Below are 20981 nucleotides of genomic sequence, written 5' to 3'. Positions count from 1 at the left end.
GGGAACAGCTTCCATGACATTATCCATCGATCACTCCTATCGTTCTCAACGCTCAATGCGGTTTGTCTCAGTGCGGGGTGGGTTTCAGCTAAAAATCCGGAAGCCTCAAGAGACAAGAGAGGGTCTGGACTCCTGCTTATGCCTCGGAACAGCTAATAAAGGTTAATTACGACTCTTCCCTCCTCCTGACAACCATCTCAGTACTGAATATGATAATTTTTAGAAGAAGAAGGGCTGGATTTCTCCAGCCCTTCTTTGAGAACACACCATCATGTTGAAACTAACTGCGTATTAGTCTTTCGCGTGGCACTTGTTGCAGAACACGCGGGCGTTCGGCCCGAATGCTGTGGCCGGACGGCCATAGTATGCATTTGTCTGCTGCGCTACGCTGTAGCCAGTGCCCTTGCCGTTGACTGAGTCGTAGATCGCGGCGTTGGTGGAGTCTGCTGCGGTCATGAACTCGTTGCTGTAGGCGAAACGGAGCATGCTCTCGAAGGCCGTCGCATGTGCGCGGTGACAGGAGAGGCAGGTTACGTTGTCGCCCGTGGTTGCAACTCTGGTCGTGGTGTTTGTAGCCGCTGACTTGAGGACTGTACGATCATTGGTGTCTGTTGCAAACGGCGCCAGGGTGCTGAACGCATTCCCTGTGTTGGTCATGATGCCCGAGGAGACATAGGCGTTGTAGTTGGCCACGATGTCCGCGGTCAGCTTGGCGCCGTTGCCGGCCGGGTGACGAAGGCCTGCCATGCCGGAGGTATAGGTGCCCTGGAGCATGCCGGTGTGGCAGTTTGCGCACCACTCAGCTACGTTCTTACCATAGGCGATACCGGTCTGGCTGGTTGCTTCTGAACGGTTGTAGGTCGAGGCAACAACGACATCCATCGGATCGACCGTGAAGGCCGGTGTCCCGGAGAGGGCAAGGGACTTCGGCAGATAGCCATTGCCGCCGAGGATACGGTATGCGCCGACTGCGGCAACGCCCGCGATCGGGTCTTTGCTGCTGGTGTAGGAGCCGCTGTTGAAGATCGGGAGACCCGTGGTGGCATAGGCGCCCGTTGCGTCGCGGCGATAGCGGCCATGAGGATCATGGCAGGAGGAGCAGGCCAGGTTGCCGGCCGGATAAGTGCCGCCCGGCGCTACGGTAAGGTCGGGGTCTGCAGCATAGCCATAGTCAGCGGCTACGATGCTGTGGCCCTTGTGATCGCCGACCTGGGTATTGGTGTTGCCGCGAACAATGAAGCTCATGGTCTTCTTGAGCCAGGCGAAGTCGCCGCCCGGGGTCATTTCGACCGGTACGGTGCTGTCATAGGCGGTGATGCCGTTCGTGGAGATGTGGTAGCTGGTGGCTACTGTATCAGCCGCGTTGTGGCAGTTGAGGCAGGTGCCGCCCTGGTCATTGGCCTTCAAGAGATAGGGGCCCGTGCCCTGTGCAAAGGTGCGGCCGGTGACGTTGGTCGTACCCTCGAAGCTGTTGTGCATCGAATGGCAGCCTTCGCACTCTGCGACGCCGCCGCTATGGAACGCGAAGCTTGTTCCGCTGAGTCCGCATATGATCGCGATTGCTGCGACCATGATAATACTAAATTTGATCTTCATTAGTGTATTCCTCCAAAAAATTTTTAATTTTTTCTTCCGGCAAACCGGCCATCCTGCTTATCAGGACCCGTGTCTTTGTGTCCCCACCTTACGATGGGTTTACCTTTTTCGGAGGACTTCATGTGCTGATTACTTTATCAGCTGTACCAAACAACCTGTTTTCCACTTCTTGTTGCATTTTGTTCTCATCTGACTTCGCTACAGCTGTTTCTACTACTTGGATTGTTACGACACCTCCTTTTCTTTTTATTTAAATCCTATTTTCTTTGATAACCGGGTTCTTGATGCACAAGTGACTTTTCTGTATTTGCTCTTATGTATTGCAACCGGCATGCCACTTAATTGCTTTCAAAAAACAATTATTTAACAATATGTTGGCACTTAAAAACGTAGTTATAGAATCTATGCTTAGCGATAAGACCGATTCAGCATGGTGATTCCACCATGTAACTGTTTATGCAATCAGTAATAACGGGAGCATGCTGCAGAAGGCGCAAAAATCACGGAGGAAAAACAAGCCGGGGTTTAATTGCTCTTTTTCTTGGGATCGGACTTTAAAGAAGTTGCGATAAAACATGCCGCGGTGAAAAGCTCTTTATAGGTTGACGGAGGGGATGAACTTCTCTCTCTGGAAGGAACAAATGGGGGCAACCTGCATTACTTACTGCCGCTGTCGTTCTTACCTTTTCTCGCGCTTCCTTTCGCTTGTTCTCCTCCGGAGACACATCATAACTCGGAGAACTGATACACATTTACGCCTCTGTTCCTGAGTTGAGACACATGGACCCTGTTTTTGGCGTCCACAGCCATGTACAGGGGCCCGACAATATTGTGCGGCCGGTAGCCGCGAATGCCGAACTCCGTCAGGAACCGGAAGTCCTTGTCAAAGACGAGGATAGTGCACCTGAGGATGTCGGATACGAGCAGGTATTTGCCCGTTGCATCAACAACGACGTCGCCCGGTACGCCGAACTTCCCCGGCGAGCTCCCGCGCCTGCCGAAGGCCTGCATCTTTCCATCGAGGGATACCCGGTAGACCCTGGCGACGATGGAGCTGGTGAAGAGCATGCTCCCTTCAGCGTCCACGTTGAAACCGGTCATGCCGCTGTCCTCCTTCTCTCTTTCCAGCTCCCTCTCATCTGCGCCCTCTTCCTTCAGCTCTTTCTCGATGATCCAGGCCAAATTATATCCCTTCTGGAAAACGCCCGCATCGTCCGTCACGATCACCTTCATATTATTTGTGTTGGCGAGATAGAGGGATGTCCCATGGATCACAATCCGGTTGGCGCTGAAGTCGGCATATTCAGCGGGAAGGTTCTTCAGTTCGATCGTCGCTATCGGTTCTCCGCGGAAGTTGCATCGAATGAGCTCCACGCGACCGGACCGGGAACTCAGAGCGAGGATATCCCCGTTGCTTCGCACGGCGACATCGCTGACCAGGCCGAGATCTCCCGATTCATTAAAGGCGTACACCTCCATACCGGTCCCGTTGAAGATACTTACTTTCTTCGAGGAAACAACATAGACCTCATCGTTCGCTGTATCGACACTCAATTTTACCCAGGAGAAGGGGACGATGCCCATGGAGTTCGACAGGGTATAGAGGTAGGTAGCCGAAACCTGAGTTTCCCCGGCGATACTGGTCCCACCTGACATCGCCGCGAGTACGATGAATGCCAGGATCAGGGTTTTGAGTGCTCTCTTTTTTATGATCATAATCTATTTGTTTTTTTGAACAAGCGCTTGTTTCTTGTTTGATGTTACTGCAACCGCCATGCTACGAATATTATTTTAATAAAAGGCTTGTTTAACAACAAATTGCTACTTTAAGCCATTGCTCATTTAATATTATTTCGTCATAAGGCCATAACAGTCTGGGGATTTCACCACATCCGGTTACTCAAGCAGACCCGAAAGCAGTAATGACACGGACACATCAAACCTCTGAATAAAGTCAAAAACGCATCCGTGACATTCCGTGGCCTTCTCCGTGGTATTTGCTTAGGTTACTTATTCTTAGTAACTCCAATACGCAAATGTGCCGCCCTTTGTGCAGCAACAGGCGTATATTCATTATAGCGCAGGCTGACATAGTTGAGGAACAATTCATATTGCTGCAGGGCCTCTTGGGGCCGCCGCTGCTTTTCATAAATTTTTCCCAGATTGAAATGCGCCATGCACTTGTCCGGGTCGCTCCTGCCGGGAGGCGCGGCTAATGCTGACAGGTAAAACTGCTCGGCCTTCCGCAGGTCACCCGTCATTGCCGCATAGGTCCCCATCTGCATAAGCGCATCCGCGTGGCGGGGGTCCAGGCTCAGCGCTGCTTCCCATTCCCGGCGTGCCGCCTCGCTATCGTTTTTATCCTGCAAAAGGGCAGTGCCGAGATTGAAGCGGGCCTCAGCTGAGGCGGGGTCGTTCTTTACTCCGCTCGCAAACAGGGTGTAATCATTCATCCAGTCACGGTTCCGCTGGAAGGCCATTGCGGCGCACAGCAGCAACAGAAGGACCGCAACGGGCTTTACAGCCTTTTTAAGACTGCCTTCAGCCTGAAGACGTTCAAAGCACGCGCCCGCAATAATGAAGAACCCGATCGCAGGCATGTACAGAAATCGCTCGGTAAATGCCTCGCTCGGGATCGGAACAATATTGGATATCGGCGCATAATTGACCACGCACCAAACCAGGCCGAACAGGGCTGCTTGATTGCGCCGGCGCGCCACCAGCCAGAGCCAGACCGCAATGAAAAGCGCTATCCATATTGCGAGATGCGTCGCGAAACCTCCCTTTAACGCTGTATGAAAAATTGTCAGGTCAATCGGGAACAACAGCAGTCCGATATATTGGGGAATGATGTGATAATTCATCGCGAGACGGCTGAAGAGATTTCCGCCGGTGATGTCGGTCCCGAACATGCCCTGCAGAGAATAGAAACGCATCGCGAAATAAACAACCACCGCGGCCAGATACGGGACCAGAGAGATCAACCGGTCCCGCAGCTTTTTCCCGACAAACCAGGGAGACGGGGAGAACGTGTAAACGGCGATTACTACAAGCAGCATGAACGCGGTCTCCTTGCTGAGAAGTCCGAGAAAGAACAGAAACGCCGAAAGGAAAGGCAGGCGTACGCCCTTCTCGCGGGCCTTCATGAAGGCGAGCAGCGACGCAAGGCTGAAGCATCCCGCCAGGAGCGTGTTCCGTGCTGAAATGAAATTGATCGCTTCGCTGTTGGCGGGATGCACCGCGAACAGCAGCGCCGCGAACAGAGCGGCGTAGTTGTCAGCCAGCAGACGGGAGGCGACCAGATACAGCAGGACCGCACTCAGCGCGTGGATGATGATGTTGATTGCGTGAAACCAGGCGGGATTGAGGCCGAACAACTGGTAGTCGATCAGGTAGCTTGCGCGGTTCAGGGGACGGTAATAGGGTTTAATGACATCGGGAGAAAAGAGCACATCGCCGATGCCGCTCAAATGGCGGGTTGCGGGATTACCCGCGATAATTAGTTCATCGTCCAGGACGAAGCCATTGGAAAGGCTGTTGGCATAGATACCACCGGCGACCAATAGGATTACCAGAACAGATAACAGCGTACGCTTCTGTGAGATACGTACATTAACCGAGGTATTCATTATCATTTGTCCCCTGATGAATTGCGCACGATGTTTCTATTATGATCGTTTTCTTCTCAACTCAAAAACCGACGCTGCAATAAGCGCGATAGCGCCAAGCAAGCTGATGAGCCATCCTATCCGCACCTCCGGTGGATCATACTTCATCTCGAGCACATGATGGCCCGCAGGCCATGGCATGGCGCGAACGATGAAATCAGCGCGCCATATCGGCACGTCTTTCCCGTCGATGGTTGCCCTCCAGCCGGGCCAATACGAGTCGTTGACAACAAGAATGCCGTTGGCGCGGGACGTGGCCTCGATCCTTAAAGCGTCGCTGCTTCGCACAATATCAAGAACCTGTCCTGCGGCTAACTCGTTCGATTGCGGCGCATCTTCGAGAACTACTGTTGATCCCCCGCGCTCCAGCGTTTCAACGAGGGTATTGAGTGCCTCCTTTTCACCTCGGGCGATCACCATCTGCTCCGCAAAAAACGTCCAGGGACGATGAGGCACCTTCCATCCCGAAAAACCCCATTCATTGTTGTTTAATACCTTCACCCCTCCCGCGCTCGCTGCATTTGCAACTGCGGTTTCATCCTCAAAATAAGGATTCTTGATCATCATGTGCGTGACTGCATAACGCCGCAAGGCAAGAACGGACTGAACCCCGAACTCTTTAGATAACGTGCGGAGGAGCAATTCGAAACGCCGGGGTCGTAAGCCGGTATAGGTGTCCAGCTGATCAATGTGTGACGGAACATTATAGGAAGGCACTCCCATGTGCGACTGAACGCCGATCTGGGCATCGAATTGATTGAGTTCTGCCGGGTAAAGATAGTTTCTTTCGAGCGGTGTTGCTATTCTTGGGAGTTCTCCGGTATTTGCAATCTGTGACAAGGGATGATCATCACGGACAGCGCGCTCCCCGGTGTGCATCGCAAACGGAGCGGCAAGCGACAATTGTAAAAAAACCAGCCCGGCAGCTGCCGCAGGGAAGTGAACCCGTACGTGATGCCAACGACGGGCGGCGGCAATAAGGCATGTGATCGCGAGGAGCATCAGAGCGGCATGCACAAGCCCGGTTGCAAGATTATGTCGAAGAGAGGGAGCCGCATCACGCGCAGCGGTCTCCAGGAAGAATAGCTCGAAGCCCTGCCAATTCGCTATGAATATGGATAAGAGCAGGCACGCAATACCTGCAGCGCCCGCAAGAACTGCCCGAAACCGCGAAGGTTGGTTTGATAACCGATCTGCGCCGAACGCGGCAAGGATCGAAAGACAAAGCGTCAGAGGCCCAACCAACTTTTCCGAGTAACGAAATTTACCCCAGATCGGAATGTAATGCAGAAGCTGTTCGGCCCCGGCATTGGTCCCGAGCGCAAGCCACAAAAGTATGAGCGAGGCAATGCCGAATATTCGGGTTACGCGTGAATGTGAGAGGCCCGCTGCGGCCAATACCAGAATGCCCGCCCCTACAAAGACACTTGGAACAAAGGGCATTTCGAACCCGGACCGGACAAGTCCGCCGAGCCACATGAATACAGACCATTTTTCCAATCCTATACCGGGACTGCCAAAAAAACCCGGAACGATAAATTCGACGATTCTCCAGGGCGCAAGCGCCCATTGCATGCGGTCAAGGGGGTCAAGTTCAATGGCACGAGACGCTTCGCGGAAATATGCCATTGTTGGTATCAACTGGATCCCGGCGAGCGCGGTTCCGATCGCAATACCGAGTAATGCGTAGATGAGACCCCGCCGCCCGCCCGCCTCAATCGCCAAAGCAATGCCGAGTATAATGGCTATAATCGACCACTCGGGGTCTCCGGCAAAATGGAGGACAGCAATGGCGGACGCCGCAGCAACAATCCCGAAGCGCCGATTTTCTCCTGCCATGCGCAATCCGATGAGAGCCCACGGGGCGCTGGCGGCCGCGCACAGATACTGGATGATCGAGCCCATGCCCAGCACGTATCCCGAGAGTCCGTAGCCGAAGCCTGTAATGGCGGCCGCTCCCCATGAAGCGCCGAGAATGCGTGCCAGCAGCGCGCTCCCCAGGGCAGCAAGCATGATGTAGATAAGAATAAAAACATCCATGCCGGCTTGAGGAAACAGGAAGGCCCCCATCACTGATATTGGATGAAGGACGCCATGCATCATTTGCGCGAAAAGCGGGATGCCGAGAGCTTCATGGGGGTTCCACAGCGGCAGTTGAAAATTTCTCAACGCTTCCACAATGAGAGGCCGGATAGGCTGAAACAGTTTCGAAGTATCACGCCAAACCAGCGTGTGGCCCGATGCGAGAGACAGTGCCGCGGGCAGGAGTGTCCCGACAGCTATGGCTGAAACCCATATGAAGGAAAGCTTGTGCTTCTGAATTGCCGGCAACAACTTGTGAAACAAGAGAAGACTTTTCTGTTTATATAATTTATCCATTTTGTACTGTTCGTATTCCCCGGTGAATTAATTGCTGTTATTGACTTGCAGAATGTTCCTTCCAGAGCAGAAAGTCTTGATCTGCCTTATCGACCTGTCCCGTTTTCTGAAACACCACCCCCCGATTGTAATAGGCATCAGGATCTCCCGGATTCAGAGTGATGGCCCGGTCCAGGTCCGCGAGCGCGGCATCGAGCCTTCCTGCCTTGTTGAAGAACAATCCCCGGTTGTAATAGGCATCGGCATTGTTTGGATCGAGGGCTATCGCCTTATCGAAATCCGCACGCGCTTTGTCCACCTGCCCCGCCCTGTCATACGTCAGACCTCTGTTCATGTACGCCTGGCTGCGCGATGGATCGATCGAGATCGCCGCAGTGTAATCCGCAAGTGCCTTGTCAAACTGTTCCCGTTTTGCATACAACGCGCCCCGGCTATTATAGGCATCATAATACGACGGTTTCAGCGCAATCGCCTCGCTGTAGTCGGCCAGCGCCTGAGAAACGAGGTTCAATTTCGAGAACAGGATGCCCCGGTTGTAGAATGCCTTATAATCGGACGGTTTTCGGGAAATCGCCTCTGTGAAATCCCTGATCGCCTTGTCCAACTGACCACGCTTCGCGAAGGCCTCCCCCCGGTTCACATAGGCGATATTCGCATCAGGCTCTTTTTCCAGTTCATAGCTCCAGAAGGTTACGCTGTCATGCCATATCCGGGTCTGCTGTATTGTAGCATAAGACAGAAGACCGAATATAAGCAGGACTCCGGCGTTCAACAAGCGTTGTCTGCTCACTCCCCATCGTTCCTGGATTTTGGCCGAGGTCCAGGCCGCGATTGAACCAATGATCAGGAACGGTCCGAGGCTGGGCAGATACGTATACCGGTCCGCCATGGCCTGCGCCCCCACCTGGACAATGCCGAGCGCGGGGAGCAGGGTCACGACATAATATCCCCATGCCGAGAGCCAGGAGCGATTTCTTTTTGCAATGATCACGCAGGCCGCCGTGATCGCGATCATCAGGGCAAGCGTTGAAAGATACGCGAACGAGGCGGGCGATACATCCTTCGGATAGGGGTAGAAGGGGATCAGATCCATTGGCACGATCATCTTCCCCAAATACAGGATAAGGGATTTTGCCGCAACGAGCATTCGGATGGACAAGGGGACGACCTCAGTTGATGCCATGGCCCCTTCCGTCCTCTGTGCAAGAATAGTCAGGACCGATGACGCAATACTGAGCAAGATAAAGGGAAGTTTCTCGACAAAAGAGACCCCTGCTGTTCTGAGAGACCGGATCCTGCTGAACGGATGCCAGTCCAGGATCAGCAGCACCACGGGAAGGCTCACCGCCATGGGCTTGCTCATCAGTGCAAGGACGAAAAACCCGAGAGTGAGCATATAGGTCTTATACGTCTTAGAGGACACATAGTGCGCATACCAGATGATACTCAGCAGAAAAAATAATGCGCACAACAGGTCCTTCCGCTCCGCGACCCAGGCCACGGATTCCACATGCACGGGATGGATGCCGAACAACAGTCCCGTCGCTCCCGCCGCTATCAGGATCGTCCGGTTGTTCAGGAATGAGGCGGCACCATTCTGTGCTGACCGCTCCCTCATAAAATCGAGCAGCTTCAGGGCCAGCACAACAACGAAAGCGGTGTTGACTGCATGCAGGATGATGTTCGTCAGGTGATGCCCCAGGGGATTCAGTCCCCAGATTGCGTAGTCAAGGGCATGGGATATCCAGGTGAGAGGGTGCCAGTTGCCTATATGGAAACCAAGGAACGCCCATCGAAAAAACGCCGCATCGAATGAACGAATATCGGGGTTTTCGACAATATACCGCATATCATCCCAGTTCACGAATTCATTGCGAAGGGCCGGAAGATAGACGATAAACGTCAGCAGGGCTGTCGCAGCAGCAAGAGAATATTTAACGAGCCGGGTTCGTTGCACCCTTAACCTCCAGAATCTTGAGCAAACGATGGGACAGTATAACTGAATAAACCGGACTGCAAGGCGTCATGCTTTGATCTCTCAACGTTCATGCGAAAGGGTTCATCGCGTTCGCTTGTCAGCCTGACCGGTCTTTTCCAAGGCTTGATCGAGAAAATAATGGGCTTCATAATAATACGGGTCCAGTGAAATTGTTTTTCTGTAGTCAGCGATCGCCTTGTCAAGCTCGCCCATTTTATCATACGTTGATCCGCGGTTATAGTAGGCCTTTGCATATTCCGGATCCATGCCAATGGCGCGATCGAAGTCCGCAATCGCCTTGTCAAACACACCGGCTTTGTAGAATACCATACCGCGATTATTATAGGCCAGGGGGATCTTTCCGGGCTCCTTCTCGATGACATATGTCCAGAGGCTGAGACTGTCCTTCCATACGGCAGTTTGCCTGGCGGTCAGATAGGACAGGGAAAAAACCAAAAGAAGGGCAATGATGATGCCGACTCCCCTGATAAACAGTCCCCGTCGTTCTTCCCTGAGCGCCTTTTCAGAGATCCATGCCGCGCCTGCGCCCGCAAGCAGGAAGGGGCCAAGGCTGGGCAAATACGCATACCGGTCCGCCATGGGCTGGTTCCCTACCTGGATGATGCCGAGGACGGGTATGAGCGTTATCACATAGAAGCCCCAGACGGACAGCCAGCTTTTCCGTTTCCGCGCAAGGACCGCGCAGATCGCTGTAGTACCCATCACCAGAAGAAGCGTTGATACATACTTGAACGAGAACAGGGACACGTCCTTTGGATAGATATACAAAGGCATGAGATTCAGGGGCAGCAGCATCTTCTGTATATACACAACGAGGGACTGGCCTGCTACCAACAGGCGGGTTGATAATGGCACAAATTCCAGGGATGCCATGGAATTTCCCTCTCTTTGCGCCAGAATCGTGAGCAGGGAGGCAAGCAGACTCAAAAAAATAAAGGGAAGTTTCTCGACAATGGATGCCCATGCCGTTCTTAGAGACCGGATCCTGCTGAACGGATGCCAGTCCAGGATCAGCAGCACCACGGGAAGGCTCACCGCCATGGGCTTGCTCATCAGCGCAAGGACAAAGAACCCAAGAGTGAGCATATAGGTCTTATACGTCTTATAGGACACATAGTTCGCATAACTGATGACGCTCATCAGGAAGAACAGGGCGCACAACAGGTCCTTCCGCTCCGACACCCAGGCCACGGATTCCACATGTACGGGATGGATGCCGAACAGCAGACCCGTCGCTCCCGCGGCGATCAGGATCGTCCGGTTGTTCAGGAACGAGGCGGCACCATTCCGTGCTGACCGCTCCCTCACGAACTCAAGCAGCTTCAGGGCCAGGAGTACGACAAGGGCGGTGTTGACGGCATGAAGGATGATGTTCGTCAAATGATGCCCCAGGGGATTCAGCCCCCAGAGGGCGTAGTCAAGGGCATGGGATATCCAGGTGAGGGGGTGCCAGTTGCTTACGTGGAACTCAAGGAAGGCCCATCGAAAGAAACCCGCATCGAGCGACCGGATATTCGGGTTCTCGAAGATGTAGAGGTTGTCGTCCCAGTACACGAACTCATTGTGAAGGGCCGGGAGATAGACAATGAATGTTATTAGTGCTATCGATGCTGCAAGATAGTATTTACCGAGCCGGGGTCTTTGCACCGTCAACCTCCGCCATAGAATTCACCTGGAGCACAAAGAGAAGCCGATTCACCGGTAAGAAAAAGCTCCAGTTTATTTTAGTTCTCTGTGCCTTTTACGGCAAAATATTCTTTTCATCCTGAGAAGAATTTGATTCCTCGGTTACTAAAAAGCATTGGGTAGCGTTCTTCATCGCCCCCTTCCGGGGTATGATGCGCTATTGGGGATTCATGCCTTGCATCAACTGATGCAGTGCGCCGCACGCTCTTTCGTTCCCGAAATCGCATGCTTTCCGAACGTCCGATAAAGCAAGTTCGTTATTACCGATTCTCCGATAGAGCATCCCGCGATTGTAATAGGCGACGGCATCGTCCTGCCCCAGGAGAATCGCCCGGTTAAAGTCTTCCAATGCCCTGTCATACTGCCCAATAAGGGTAAAGGCAACGCCGCGGTTCAGGTAGGCGTTAAAATGACGCGGATTGATCGCGATCGAATCGCTGTAATCCGCAATGGCCTCCTCAAGCCGTCCTGTCTTTGCGTAGGTCAATCCGCGATTATTATACGCTTCAAAATAAGACGGCTGCAAGGCGATTGCCCTGGTATAATCCGCAATGGCCTCATCGAGCCGGCCCATCTTCTCAAGGAGAACGCCTCGATTTCGAAACGCTTCGTGAGAAGACGGGTTCAAGGCAATGGCTTTCTCAACGGCCTCCTGTGCCCTGTCGAATCGGCCCATTTGTTCAAAGACCGCCCCAAGAGAAATGTACGCTTTATCGTCCGTTGGGTCCAGGTCAATGGCTGTTTCATAATCCGCAACGGCTTTGTCAAGCAGCCCTGACTTTTGAAAAGCGGCGCCTCGATTCACATACGCCATGGGGATCTTTTCGCTTCCCTTCTCGATCACGAACGTCCATAGGCTGGAACTGTCCCGCCATACAATTATTTGCCTGACGGTCAGATAGGACAGGGAAGCAGCGAGGAGCAGGGCAACGGAGACGCTCAATCCCTTGATGATCCATCTCTGTTTTTCCCCTGTGGAAACTATTGCCGCAATCCACCCCGCACCGAGACCCGCGATCAGGAACAATCCCAGGCTGGGCAGATAGGCATAGCGGTCAGCCATGGATTGTCCCCCGACCTGGACAATGCCGAGCACGGGAATGAGCGTAACAACGTAGTATCCCCAGGCCGTGAGCCACAACTTCCGTTTCCTCGCCAGGACCACGCATGCTGCAGTCACCCCGATCACAAGTCCGATCGCTGAAAGATATTCGAAGGAGAACAGCGACACCTCCCGGGGATAGGGATAAAAGGGAACCAGGTTCAGCGGCAGCAGCATCTTCCCAAGGTACGCAACAAGTGCTTTTGCCGCGACCAACGCTCGTTCGGACAATGGTACAAAGTCCAGCGTTTGGAAAGCCTTGCCGGCGCTCTGCGCTGCAATGGTGATTATCGATGAAACAATACTCAAGATGATAAAGGGGAGCTTCTCGACAATCGATGGCCATGCTGTTCTCAGGGACCATATCCTGCCGAAAGGATGCCAGTCCAGAATCAGCAGCACCACGGGAAGGGTCACCGCCATGGGCTTGCTCATAAGCGCAAGGATAAAAAACCCAAGGCTAAGCAGAAAATGCCTGTTGGTGAATACCTTCTTTAGACTCGCCTTAGAGTTTCCGCCTTCTGCCCCCTGACCCCTGACCCCTAACCCCTGATCTCTGGCATATTTCACATATGCTATGACGCTCAGCAGAAAGAACAGGGCGCATAGCAGGTCTTTCCGCTCCGATACCCAGGCCACGGACTCCACATGTACGGGATGGATGCCGAACAACAGACCCGTTGTTCCCGCGGCGATCAGGATCGTCCAATCGTTCAGGAACGAGGCGGCACCATTCTGTGCTGATCGCTCTCTTATAACATCGAGCAGCTTCAGAGCCAGCACAACAACCAGGGCGGTGTTGATTGCGTGAAGAACGATATTCGTCAAATGATGCCCCAGGGGATTCAGCCCCCAGAGGGCGTAGTCAATGGCGTGGGATATCCAGGTGAGGGGATGCCAGTTGCTTATGTGGAAGTCAAGGAAGGCCCATCGAAAGAACACAGCATCAAGTGACCGGATATTCGGGTTCTCGAAAATATAGCGGTTGTCGTCCCAGTACACGAACTCATTGCTAAGGGCGGGGAGATAGACAATGAATGTTAAAAGGGCGACAGAAACCGATAGCAAGTATTTGTATTTAACGGTAACCGATTTTTTCACGTTCAACCTCGATGATTTAAAAACCACAAGACTGTATTCATCGCGCTCTCCCCCAAAGAGAGCGGGATGTCAATACCCTGCGCCGCGGCAGCCTACATGATTCAGCGGCAACTTAGGATATCACGCGGAGGACGCAGAGAGCTTCCTGGAGTACAACTGGTTAAACTTTTTTCTGCCCCTTGCACCTGCGTCCTCTCGAAGGTGAGTTGTTTAAGTCAAAACGAGAAGGGTCACCTGTCATTCTGAACACGGTTAAGCAGTGCCTCAAGCTTGATTGCGAGCTCGGGACTGACTGATGCAAGTCGTTCTTTAGTCTTTTGTGCTTCCTCCCACCGTTGCTGCATAGCGAACGCTAGTGCCAAATTATACAAAATATAGCCGTCATTAGGCCTCATACGCGCGGCTTTTTCGAAAGACGCCTGCGCTTCTTCCACACGTCCGACGGTCATATAGCTGATGCCCAAATTCATCCAGGTATGTGCTTCTAACGGGAGCAGTCGAACAGACTCTTCCAGCAAGGGTATGGCCTTGTCAGGTCGTTGTGCATCCTGCCAGGCCGTACCCAGGTTGCGTAAAGCGGGGGCATTGTCAGGCGTTATGGCAAGCGCATGCTCGAAGAGCGTAAAGCTGTTTTGCCAGACGCCTACCTGCCGGAAACTGACGAACGACATTCCCAACAGCAGAATCACTGATACTCCTGCAATCCAGATTCTCGGGATTTGTTGAGATAGAAGGTCAGCAACCAACCAGACCAATGCGAAAAATGGACCTATGAGGGGCACATACGTGTACCGGTCAGCCATTCCTTGTAACCCTACCTGAACCAAACCTATAACCGGCAAAACCGTTACCAGATACCAGGCCCAGCCAATTGCCAGGTATGGCCGCGGCCGCCATTGCCATATAACGAGAGCGGTTATGAACATGAGGAGTATTGCGGATGCAGATACGGCAGCCCAAGGCATTCCCTGTGGCGTTAGGGCAGGATGAGGATACAGTACAGAGAGATCCACGGGCCATATCATCTTCATTAAATAGAGCCCTGCGGCTAACACAGCGTTGCCAATGCGCTCACTTATGGATATAACCTGTAAATTTCCGACAGCCCCGCTTCTGTCCTGAGACAACAACGTGATCAAAACCGATGCAATCGATAAAAACAACAACGGTACTTTTTCCAATAAGATCGTTCGAAGCGATGTCATGGATAATCCTGCTGGATTAACACGACAGAGCGGCCAGAAGTCCATCAGGAGCAAGGTCACCGGCAGTGTCATAACCATTGGCTTAGACATCAGTCCAAGAACAAAGATCATGGCAACAACAATATATTGCCTTGTGCTTGGAAACCGCGCATAGCGCACCCAGGCGTTCAAAGCAAGAAGCCAAAAAAACGTACTGAGTACATCTTTACGCTCTGCAATCCATGCCACTGACTCGACATGGAGAGGATGCACAGCGAAGAGTGCGGCTACCATTGCACTGCGAAGCGGTCGACCTGTTGCGGATTTCAGCAACAGGAAAAGCAATAACGTGTTGAAGGTATGGATGGCGACGTTTACCAGGTGAAGCGCATGCGGGTTTACACCAAAGAGTTGTACGTCGAGCATGTAGGAGAGCAAGGTGAGAGGGTGCCATAACCCTAATACGAAAGCCTTGAATGCCCAAACGATACTGTTCCAGGTAAGGCCGGCTTTTACATGGTCGTTCAGGTAGACGTATCGCCCGTCATCAAAATTGACAAAATCCAGCCGTCCCGCGTGTATATAGGTCACAACTGTTAAGGCTATCAAGCCAACTGCAATCCAACAGGACTGCAGTCTGCCTTTACCAGCGACTGCGAGCCGTACTCGCTCCTTGCTATCCATTGTGAAGCCCTTTCTCAGGGACACTATAGTTCCATTTATAAACCCTGTACTGAGTATATGAAGTAAAATATAATAGCACTACTGCTACTCAATCCGCCATACCGTATACTGGTCAACCAAAGAATCGCTCCAAACCCAAGGCCAGTATCCGGAAATGTTTGAGTAAAAACCCGCCCCGATCCTCTTATTCATGAGTCGTCCTCCGAGACGAGAATCTTCAATTCGGGCAATCTGGGTCATATTCGGGAATTGATCATTTATTTCTTCCAGCACCCTGATGCTTAGTGCGCTCGCGATACTCACGACTATTAAGTCGCCCGGTGACGGGTATGGCGGGGTCAATGTTGCAGGACGCGCGCCGGCATTCTCCGCATACCATTGGTATCCCCAGTGACCCACAAACCACACACGCTTTCCTGCGGCAACATTAGGTGCGATAAGCTCTGCAGCGGCTTGACGCCCCAGGTTTGCAAATGTTGCATCAGCACGCAGGATTGCAACGCCGAGACAAATGCCCAGCACGACCGTAACTCCAAGGATGAGCCAAGATTCTTTGCCTTTGCGTGAAGATAGCTCACGTGCAATGAGCAAGGCCGCAGCAGGTGCCGACACAACCATATATTTGGGCGGTAAATTGGCATAAAAGACGGCAGGCAGGGCAATCAAAAGCCACAGTCCAAGTGCTAACTGTATTGAATCCCGCCTACTCCATCCGTCTGCAAACAGATCCCATAACACGGCAATCCCGAGCCCGGCGATGATCGAAAGGGGCAGCGACAGATAGGTTGTATACGCAAGAGCCATGGCTGAAAGAAGAACACCGGCCGCTGCTGCACCGAGGACCAAACGATTTCGCAGCATGGTTCTCCAACGCAAGGCCGTCCAGGGTAATGCAAAAGCCATAGCAAGTACCCAGTGAATTGGCAATGCAACGGCGTTCCTGGCGAACTGTGATATTGATACGGAACTGTAGCGGATGGCCGCGCCGGCTAGATTTCCAGCACCGGGATGAGGGTCGCTTGTTATGAAGTTAACAGCGAGTGTAATGAGCAGTGCTGCAACAAGGGGCAGAAATGCTGACCATCGGTTACGCAGTGCAGCAAGCGAGAACGTTGGTCCGAGGAGAAGAATGCCGCCGACCCCAAGCAGGAGGATCTGATGGGTCCGGGTGAGAGGCGCTATTCCGAGAAAAAGCGCCGTCAACAACGCTTGTGAATATCTTCGATTCTGACTCCATGCGATGAGTCGTTCTATCCCGGCAATACCGAAAGCCATTGCAGGAACGTCTGGCATTGCTGTTCCCGCCATACCGAGTACGGCAGGCATGGCAACCAAGATGAGGCCTGACGCAGTTGGCCACGGTTTTGGAAGTCCGAACCGCTGCGCAAGGGACACGGTGGCAATAATTGCAAACCAGAGCATTGCCAACTGGGTGGCGTGTGCGAGCCACTCGGCGCCATCTGCAAGAACGGTTGGTATGAGCAGCCATGCCATGACCGGTCCTGTTGGGACAAGTTGTGACACTCTTTCCGGCTTCTCATCCCAAGTCATTTCAAAGGCGGTCGGATGAAGGGGGTCCACCAATGCGTGGCGTGCTTCAAAGAGAAAGACCGGGTCATCAATGGTGAAGGCTTTGTTGAAAAACGGAATGAGTACAAGGGCTGACAAGAGGAGTGCGGGTAGTGCGGATCGAAGAACGGAGTTTTTCATGTTTGAAGGGCTCCTGTTTTTTGCAAATTGTAACTTGCGAATGAGTTTACTAGCTTTCTCGGTTCTATTCAAGTCGACATCCATTTTACTGCACGCACTATTTGCCTGTTCAAAATACCATGGAGATGCTCACGACACGACAAATTACGCCCCTGCTTCCCGATAAAGCGCAATGCTTTACAACCGAAATTGTCTCCCAATGAACACGCTTTCTTTAAGTCAGCAACGGCGAGGTCTACTTGTCCCGCCTTAAGATAGGTAAGTCCGCGCTCGATGTACGCTTTGCTGTATTCCTCAACGTTCAATGCTATCACCGTATTATAGTCCTCGATCGCTTTTTCATACTGCCCTCTCAGTGCAAACGCCTGGCCGCGCTTGAAATAAGCAAAAAGAACGTCGTGGCCTTCCCGTTCAATAACATAGTTCCAGAGATCAACATCGTTTTTCCACCGGCCTATTTGCTGGAACGTCATAAAGGACAGGGACAGAAACACCATAAAAGCAGTAGTTGCGATCAGTCCCCGCTTCCACGATATCTCACTCTTTTCCCATACCCATGCCGCACCCAGACCCACGAGAAGGAATGGCCCCACGCTGGGCAGATAGGTGTATCTGTCCGCCATTGCCTGACCTCCCACCTGGATAATGCCGAGCACAGGCGCCAGCGTAACGCAATAATAGGACCAGACAGACAACCACAGGTGTTGCTTTTTTTTCGCTTTTACCACACAGATTATCGTTATGCCGATCACGAGAGCAACGACCCCGAAGTACTCAGGCGACAGAAACGAGACTGTCCGTGGATAGGGATAAAAAGGTATTAATTCCAAAGGCCACAGCATCTTTCCGAGATACGCGATGAGCGAATGCATTGACACGAGCAGGCGTGTTGAGAGCGGTACTATCTCCATGAGCTCCAACGCCCCTCCTGATCTCTGCGCAAAGACCGTCAGTACCGAGGAAATCAGACTCAATGCCAAAAAAGGGAGTTTCTCGACACTCGCGGCCCGGAAGGTCTTGAGAGATCGGATCCGGTTATAGGGATACCAGTCGAGGATGAGCAGGACCGCGGGAAGGGTGATTGCCATGGGTTTGCTCATCAGAGCAAGGGCAAAAAACCCGAGAGTGAGCATATAGGTCCTATACGTCTTATAGGACACATAGTTCGCATACCAGATGACGCTCAACAGAAAGAACAGGGCGCAGAGAAGGTCTTTCCGTTCAGCGACCCAGGCCACCGACTCCACATGCACGGGATGGAGACCGAACAACAAGCCCGCGACCCCCGCTGCAATCAACGCTCCTTTGTTTAAACCGTTTAAGCCGTTCAAACCGTTTGTGCGAGCTTCCACTAACTTAGTGGCAAGCACAACAACCAGGGCGGTGTTGACTGTGTGCAGAATGATATTCGTCAGGTGGTGTCCCATCGGATTCAGGCCCCAGAGAGCGTAATCGAGGGCATGGGATATCCATGTCAGGGGATGCCAGTTCATTATATGGAATTCAAGAAAAGCCCACTTGAAAAAATTTCCGTCAAATGAACGAATCTGAAGATTAGCAAAAACATAAGGTCCGTCATCCCAGTTAACGAACTCATTCCGAAGGGCCGGAAGATAGACGAGAAACGTTAAAAAGGCGACAGAAGCCGCGAGATAGCATGCGTATTTAACATTATTCGTTTTTTGCACCTTCAACCTCCACGATTCGAGAAAACAATAAGACGTTGTTTTATAGCGTTCTCGCGGGTGGTTCCGCGGCACTCCTAATGCAATCCCTGCGTCAACTTATGCAGAGCGCCGCATGCTCTCTCATCCCCGAGATTACAGGCATTCTGGAAATCCGCAGAAGCAAGCTCGTTCTTGCCGGTTTTTCGATAGAACGTTCCACGGTTAAAGTACATTAGGGGATCACTCGGACTTAGGAAGACCGCCCTGTTGAAATCTTCCAGCGCCCTGTCATATTGGCCGGTAAGGGTATAAGCTACGCCGCGGTTCGAATGAGCGCTAATGTGAAGGGGATTGAGTCCGATCGCTTCACCATAGTCCGCGATCGCCCTCTCAAATCGCCCCATCTTGCCAAAAACCACGCCGCGATTATTGTAAGTTTCGAAATCAGTTGGATCCAACGAGATAGCTTTCGTATAGGCCTCCATGGCCTTTTCAAGCTGACCCGCTTCCTCATACAGGACGCCTCGATAAAGATAGGCTTCGTGAGAAGAGGGTTTCACGGTAATAGCCTTTTCAACGTTTTCAGTTGCCTTGTCGAACTGACCCCGTTTTTCGTAAGCAACACCCAGGTTCATATAAGCGTCATAATTATTCGGATTCAAGGCAATGGCCATTTCCAGGTCCGCAATAGCCCTATCGGTCAGTCCTATTTTTCCAAAAACACTTCCTCGTTGTGAATACGCCAGGGAAACTTTGCCCGGCGTTTTTTCAATCACATAGCTCCACAAAGTAATGCTGTCTTGCCATATATGTATCTGTGCGAAGGTTGAATACAATAGAAAAACAAGGGCAAACGAGGACGCAAGGCCGAGGACAATTTTAAAGCGCGCATTCTGTCGTTTCACAAAAAATCGTTCCGCGATCCAGGCGGCACAGAGTCCCGCGATAAGGAAAGGCCCCAAGCCGGGCAGATAGGTATACCGGTCGGCCATGGACTGTTCTCCGACCTGGACAATGCCCAGGACGGGAATGAGCGTTACTATATAATATCCCCAGGCGGACATCAAAACCTTTTGTTTTTTCGCCAGGACCGCACAGGCCAACGTGATCCCGGCCACGAGTCCAATCGCCAGCAGGTTCTCGACTAAGAACAGCGATACGTCATTGGTATAGGAATAGGGATAGTAGGGAATTAGATTTATCGGCAGCAGCATCTTCCCAAGATACGCGACAAGCGACTTTGCCGCGACAACCGATCGTACTGAAATTGGTATCTGTACTACCGATATAATCGCTTCTCCTGTCCTCTGTGCCAGAATGGTCAGAAGCGATGAAACAAGACTCAGGACGATAAAGGGGAGTTTCTCGACAAAGGCGACCCGGAACGTCTTCCCGGAGCCTATCCTGCCCAGCGGATACCAATCAAAAATCAACAGAACCAGCGGAAGGCTGACCGCCATGGGCTTGCTCATCAGCGCAAGGATAAAAAACCCGAGGCTCAGAAGATACTGCCTGTTGGTCAAGAAATTCTTCCCGCCGGTTTCATCTTTTGCCCCGCCTTCCGACGGCTGACTGCCGACTACCGACTGCCGACTTCCTGCATATTCCACATACCCGATGACGCTCAGCAGAAAGAACAGGGCGCACAGCAGGTCCTTCCGCTCCGCGACCCAGGCCACGGATTCCACATGCACGGGATGGATGCCGAACAGCAGACCCGTTGTTCCCGCCGCGATCAGGATTGTCCGGTCATTCAAGAACGAGGCAGACCCATTGTGTGCAGGCCTCTTCCTCACGAACTCAAGCAGTTTCAGGGCCAGCAAAACAACGAGCGCGGTGTTGATTGTGTGCAGGATGATGCTCGTCAAATGATGCCCCAGGGGATTCAGCCCCCAGATGGCGTAGTCCGCGGCATGGGATATCCAGGTGAGAGGATGCCAGTTGCTTATGTGGAAACCAAGGAATGCCCATCGGAAAAAAGCGGCATCAAGCGATCGGATATTTGCGTTCTCAAAAACATAGAGGTTATCATCCCAGTACACGAACTCGTTCCGAAGGGCAGGAAGGTAGATAATGAATGTTGCCAAGGCAACGAATAGCGCAAGATAGTATTTAGATTTCCTGGATCGCACTACCAGCACCTCCAGATACGTTCAATGCCCGATTGTTCTTTTTTCTTTTGCGTGCCCATTTGCTCAGTCCGAC

11 protein-coding genes and 1 riboswitch are annotated in these 20981 nt (G+C 52.3%); all 11 genes read right to left on the bottom strand.

Annotated elements, in window-relative coordinates; translation table 11 throughout:
- Positions 1 to 291: 291 nt before the first annotated feature.
- On the bottom strand, positions 292 to 1596 hold the full coding sequence (locus M0R70_09775; GenBank protein MCK9419654.1) for a cytochrome C: 1305 nt from the start codon (positions 1594 to 1596) through the stop codon (positions 292 to 294).
- 35 nt (positions 1597 to 1631) lie between these two features.
- A riboswitch (cyclic di-GMP riboswitch) is annotated at positions 1632 to 1710 on the bottom strand.
- A gap of 612 nt (positions 1711 to 2322) precedes the next feature.
- Positions 2323 to 3312: a hypothetical protein gene (locus M0R70_09770; protein ID MCK9419653.1), complete on the bottom strand. Its 990-nt coding sequence runs from the start codon at positions 3310 to 3312 to the stop codon at positions 2323 to 2325.
- Between the two features lie 290 nt (positions 3313 to 3602).
- Entirely contained in the window at positions 3603 to 5225 is a 1623-nt protein-coding gene (locus M0R70_09765; protein ID MCK9419652.1) for a tetratricopeptide repeat protein, read from the bottom strand.
- Positions 5226 to 5264: 39 nt separating this feature from the next.
- A complete protein-coding gene (locus tag M0R70_09760) occupies positions 5265 to 7643 on the bottom strand; it encodes a YfhO family protein (GenBank protein MCK9419651.1) in 2379 nt (792 codons plus the stop codon).
- 37 nt (positions 7644 to 7680) lie between these two features.
- Positions 7681 to 9600: a tetratricopeptide repeat protein gene (locus M0R70_09755; protein ID MCK9419650.1), complete on the bottom strand. Its 1920-nt coding sequence runs from the start codon at positions 9598 to 9600 to the stop codon at positions 7681 to 7683.
- Positions 9601 to 9702: 102 nt separating this feature from the next.
- Positions 9703 to 11289, bottom strand: a complete 1587-nt coding sequence (locus M0R70_09750) for a tetratricopeptide repeat protein (GenBank protein MCK9419649.1) — start codon at positions 11287 to 11289, stop codon at positions 9703 to 9705.
- Between the two features lie 196 nt (positions 11290 to 11485).
- Positions 11486 to 13531: a tetratricopeptide repeat protein gene (locus M0R70_09745; GenBank protein ID MCK9419648.1), complete on the bottom strand. Its 2046-nt coding sequence runs from the start codon at positions 13529 to 13531 to the stop codon at positions 11486 to 11488.
- A gap of 230 nt (positions 13532 to 13761) precedes the next feature.
- Positions 13762 to 15399 (bottom strand): tetratricopeptide repeat protein, encoded by a 1638-nt coding sequence (locus M0R70_09740; protein ID MCK9419647.1) that lies wholly within the window; start codon positions 15397 to 15399, stop codon positions 13762 to 13764.
- An 84-nt stretch (positions 15400 to 15483) separates the two neighbouring features.
- The gene (locus M0R70_09735; GenBank protein ID MCK9419646.1) at positions 15484 to 17109 is read right to left on the bottom strand and encodes a hypothetical protein; all 1626 of its coding nucleotides are present in this window, start codon (positions 17107 to 17109) and stop codon (positions 15484 to 15486) included.
- A gap of 68 nt (positions 17110 to 17177) precedes the next feature.
- Positions 17178 to 18797 carry a tetratricopeptide repeat protein gene (locus M0R70_09730; protein ID MCK9419645.1) on the bottom strand — a complete coding sequence of 540 codons (1620 nt, stop codon included), beginning with the start codon at positions 18795 to 18797 and terminating at the stop codon, positions 17178 to 17180.
- Positions 18798 to 18871: 74 nt separating this feature from the next.
- The gene (locus M0R70_09725; GenBank protein ID MCK9419644.1) at positions 18872 to 20908 is read right to left on the bottom strand and encodes a tetratricopeptide repeat protein; all 2037 of its coding nucleotides are present in this window, start codon (positions 20906 to 20908) and stop codon (positions 18872 to 18874) included.
- Positions 20909 to 20981 lie beyond the last annotated feature (73 nt).

Source organism: Nitrospirota bacterium, assembly GCA_023229435.1.
Classification (GTDB): domain Bacteria; phylum Nitrospirota; class UBA9217; order UBA9217; family UBA9217; genus JALNZF01.
This window is presented reverse-complemented; position numbering and strand designations above follow the sequence as displayed.

Coding starts and splice junctions, on each gene's coding strand:
- M0R70_09775 (MCK9419654.1), bottom strand. CDS start 1,596: ATGAAGATCAAATTTAGTATTATCATGGTCGCAGCAATCGCGATCATA.
- M0R70_09770 (MCK9419653.1), bottom strand. CDS start 3,312: ATGATCATAAAAAAGAGAGCACTCAAAACCCTGATCCTGGCATTCATC.
- M0R70_09765 (MCK9419652.1), bottom strand. CDS start 5,225: ATGAATACCTCGGTTAATGTACGTATCTCACAGAAGCGTACGCTGTTA.
- M0R70_09760 (MCK9419651.1), bottom strand. CDS start 7,643: ATGGATAAATTATATAAACAGAAAAGTCTTCTCTTGTTTCACAAGTTG.
- M0R70_09740 (MCK9419647.1), bottom strand. CDS start 15,399: ATGGATAGCAAGGAGCGAGTACGGCTCGCAGTCGCTGGTAAAGGCAGA.
- M0R70_09735 (MCK9419646.1), bottom strand. CDS start 17,109: ATGAAAAACTCCGTTCTTCGATCCGCACTACCCGCACTCCTCTTGTCA.